3 protein-coding genes are annotated in these 3,644 nt (G+C 36.4%); 1 reads left to right on the top strand and 2 read right to left on the bottom strand.

Annotated features, from left to right (window positions below; translation table 11 throughout):
• A partial coding sequence (locus tag H7254_RS06965) for a hypothetical protein (protein ID WP_301932286.1) occupies window positions 1-1,001 on the bottom strand: 1,001 nt, incomplete at its 3' end.
• Window positions 1,002-1,284: 283 nt separating this feature from the next.
• On the opposite strand from H7254_RS06965, the gene H7254_RS06960 reads away from it, so the two are divergent.
• Window positions 1,285-2,904: a hypothetical protein gene (locus H7254_RS06960; protein WP_301932285.1), complete on the top strand. Its 1,620-nt coding sequence runs from the start codon at window positions 1,285-1,287 to the stop codon at window positions 2,902-2,904.
• Window positions 2,905-2,937: 33 nt separating this feature from the next.
• Here the strand turns inward: H7254_RS06960 and H7254_RS06955 are convergent.
• Window positions 2,938-3,644: ATP-binding cassette domain-containing protein (locus H7254_RS06955; RefSeq protein ID WP_301932284.1), on the bottom strand; the 707-nt coding region annotated here is incomplete at its 5' end.

Here is a 3,644-nt window from a genome sequence, read left to right as displayed (position 1 = left end):
GCACCGAAAACATCTACAATTATTTTTGAAGGATCAATTTCCTGCATGGATTGATAAGGCAATTTCGAAGTAAGCCCTACTGTTACATAATCATAAGCAGAATCTCCGAAAACCTGCCACCGATCTGTTAATGCATCTCCTGCAAAACTTCCTTTAGGCATAAGTGTTATAAGATCATCCGGAATATATGCATTGTGATTAGGGGCCAGTAAAATTTTATAACTATCCCCAACTTTGCCGATTATTTTTAAAGGGATAAGGCTATCCAGGTAACCGATCTTTGCGCCGCCAAGCCTGTCATCTCCAAGACCGTATTCCAAATGAGCGAGCCTGCCTTTTGTAACACAGACATCAGAACTTAAAAGGGACATTACCGCAAATGTGTTGGATGTTTCTTTTATAATTTTTTGCCCGTCGCTACCAGTAAGCGTTATCGGAATCTTCATTGCAGAAAAATTATCGGAAGCTTTTATAATGTATTCTCCCTGATAAATACCTGCCATTCCCTTTGTTTGTGCAAGCGACATTTCATACAATACAGTATTGTTTATCGTGGTAACATTCGAAGCAGGCAATGCTTTTATTTTAAATTGTATTTTATCACCGGGCACAAGTACGAGATTTCCTTCGGGGAAAGTCTGGATGCTTTCTATGCTCAGTGTATTTACGGGTTCTGCGGGCTTAGTAATGGCATAAGAAAAACTGATCGTTTTGGCAATAGTTTTACCCGCAGTATTTGAAGCGATAATATTAAAAGCGGTATCCCCTGCCCTTAAATTTAGTTCGTATGCAATAGCTCCGGTGGCGTAAACCTTCACCGGCATATCATTAATTTTTACTGTACAGGTTTTGCAAGTGCTGCCAATGATGAATTGACGGGAAACGGTCACAGTATTATTCGCTTTTGTGGGATTTACCAGCCTGATGAAAGGATTTTCAGATTGTGCATAATTTGCTATTGAATAAAGTAAACACAAGAGCACGGAAATAATAATTTTCATTCTATAGAATATTTATTTTAAAAAACACAAAGACAAAACGGTAAAGTTCACAAATATCCGAGCATTCACGTGAAAACTTTTGCCTTAATTCGTTGATTTTTAGCATTAAGAATACTATTTTATGATGTCAGTATTACTCTCCACTCTTTAAAGTTTCTTTTAATATATTTGCACCATCTGTAGTACAAACCAGAACCTTTTTAGTTTAAGCAGGGAAAAATTATAGCTTTTAAAAACTATATTTTCTGACCATCTTGCTATCATCAAACATAAGTTTATTTAAGTGTCAGAGAAAATAAAGGTTAGTCTCCTGATTGAAAAAAATTCTTTTACAGGATATGATTTCAAAATAGCAGAGGGTATCCAAAATAGCGATTTTGCAGATATCGTTTCTATAATTACAGTTCCTGCTGCTTCTGAAGCTTCTCATGATAACTTTAATGATCGATTGTATAAATTGTATATGAAGCTTGAAAGCTTTTTGCATCCGGGTATGTCGGCGGGTGCGAAAGCATATAATATAGAAGATTTCATCAGAGATAAGACCTTTATTTCATTAGAGAGTATATCGCAATATGCAGGTTCTGTCAATGAAAGAAACCCTGTACAGCGTCCTGATATTTTGATTAATATGAGCACGGCGGAGATATCACTGGAAATGCTTTCCATTCCTGCATATGCAATTTGGTCCGTTCCTTATTTAAAAAATGAGAGTTGGGAAACCTCGCCGCAAAAGGATGTTTTTTCATGTAAAGGAGAAACCTGTGTAGAATTAAGAGAATACCTAATAGAGACGAATCAGGTAAGGATTATTGACAGCGCATGGTTTCTCACAAGTGATTTCAGTATTTTAAGAAACATACATACGTTCAACGGAAAAGCCGCTTCTGTAATTCTGGCAAACCTTAAAAGATTTTACAGAATGGGGCAGCAAAAATTTGTTTTATACCTGAAGGAAAAGGAAGTCATCCAATCTTTGCCGGCTAATATTATTAAACCCGGCCTTTTTAAATTTTTAATGCAAATTTTTTCTATGTATTTCCGAAAGATAAAAAAGCTGATAACCCGGTTTACATACGAAGATCAATGGATCCTGTATTACCTGATAAGCAAGCCCGGAGAGGTTTCTTTTGAGTTCACAAAATTTAAAAAAATTGTCCCTCCCCCGGACCGATTTTGGGCTGATCCTTTTGTTGTTTACAAAGACAATAAATATTTTATTTTTTTTGAGGAAGTATATTTTAAAAAAAATAAAGGTCATTTAAGTGTTATGGAGATGGACGAAAATGAAAATTTTACCTCACCAAAAACCATTTTGATTAAAGATTACCACTTGTCTTACCCTTTCATTTTTGAAAAGAATGGAGTACACTACATGATACCGGAAACTAACGAAAAAAATACTATTGATTTGTACAGGTGTACAAGCTTTCCGTATGAATGGGAATTCAGTAAAACTTTAATGAGCAATGTGCAGGCAGCTGACGCAACTGTTCATTTTTATGAAAATAAATATTGGATGTTTGTTAATATTAATAAAGATCCGGGAACTTCCATTTTCAGTGAGCTCCATTTATTTTTTGCAGTTAGTTTTGACAGTACTGATTGGCAGCCACATATACAAAATCCCGTATCTATGGATATAAAAAATGCACGGTCTGCCGGTAAAATATTTGTTTCACTCGGTGAAATGTATCGTCCCGGCCAGAACTCTACGCAACATTACGGAAGGGGCATGCAGATTGAAAAAATAAAAGTCCTTAATGAAAATATTTATAAAACGGAGAGCGTAAAATTTATTTACAGTGATTGGGATAAGAATCTGATATCAACGCATACTCTAAACAGCGCAGGTAACATGACTGTTATTGATGCACAGCGAACCCGATTAAAATGGTGGTAATTTACGTACGACTTAAAACAATGGCAGATAAAATTAACCCCGCTCCTGCAATTCCAACCACCGCATTTCTTTTTCATCCAGCGCAGCAAGGATCTCATTTACACGCCCGGATATTTTCTGCAATTCATCGTAAGAAATATTGCTGCTCATTTTTGTTTGCAGCTCTTCTTTTTCTTTTTGCAACAACGGCAGGTCCTTATCCAATTTTTCCAGTTCTGTCTTCTCTTTGAATGAAAGTTTTTTTGAGACGCCCGGTTTTTCAACAGGTTGTACCTTTTCTTCTTTTTTCTCCGGCAGGGCACTCATATTCATTTTGCCATCATCTATTTTCGTACCTGCTTCCACTTCTTTTAAATAAGCCCTGTATTGAGAATAGTTTCCGGGGTAATCTTTTATCACGCCTTCGCCTTCAAAGGCAAATAAATGTTCTACCATCCTGTCCATAAAATAACGATCGTGGCTCACAATTAATATGCAACCGGGAAACTCCATTAAAAACTCCTCCAGCGTACGCAATGTTTGGAGGTCAAGATCATTTGTCGGTTCATCCAGAATTAAAAAATTAGGATTAAGAAAAAGAACACTCATCAAATGCAACCTTCTTTTCTCACCACCGCTTAGTTTGCTCAGAGGTGTAAACTGTTGTTGTGCATTGAAACCGAATTTTTCCATGAACATGCTCGCAGAAAGTTTGGAACCATCTGCCAATGGAAAATATTCTGCCATGTCTTTTACATACT

Origin of the sequence: Ferruginibacter sp. (assembly GCF_014377975.1) — a bacterium.
In the GTDB taxonomy this organism is placed as follows: Bacteria; Bacteroidota; Bacteroidia; order Chitinophagales; family Chitinophagaceae; genus Ferruginibacter.
Note: the sequence above shows the minus strand (reverse complement) of the source record. Positions and strands in the feature narration are given on the sequence as shown.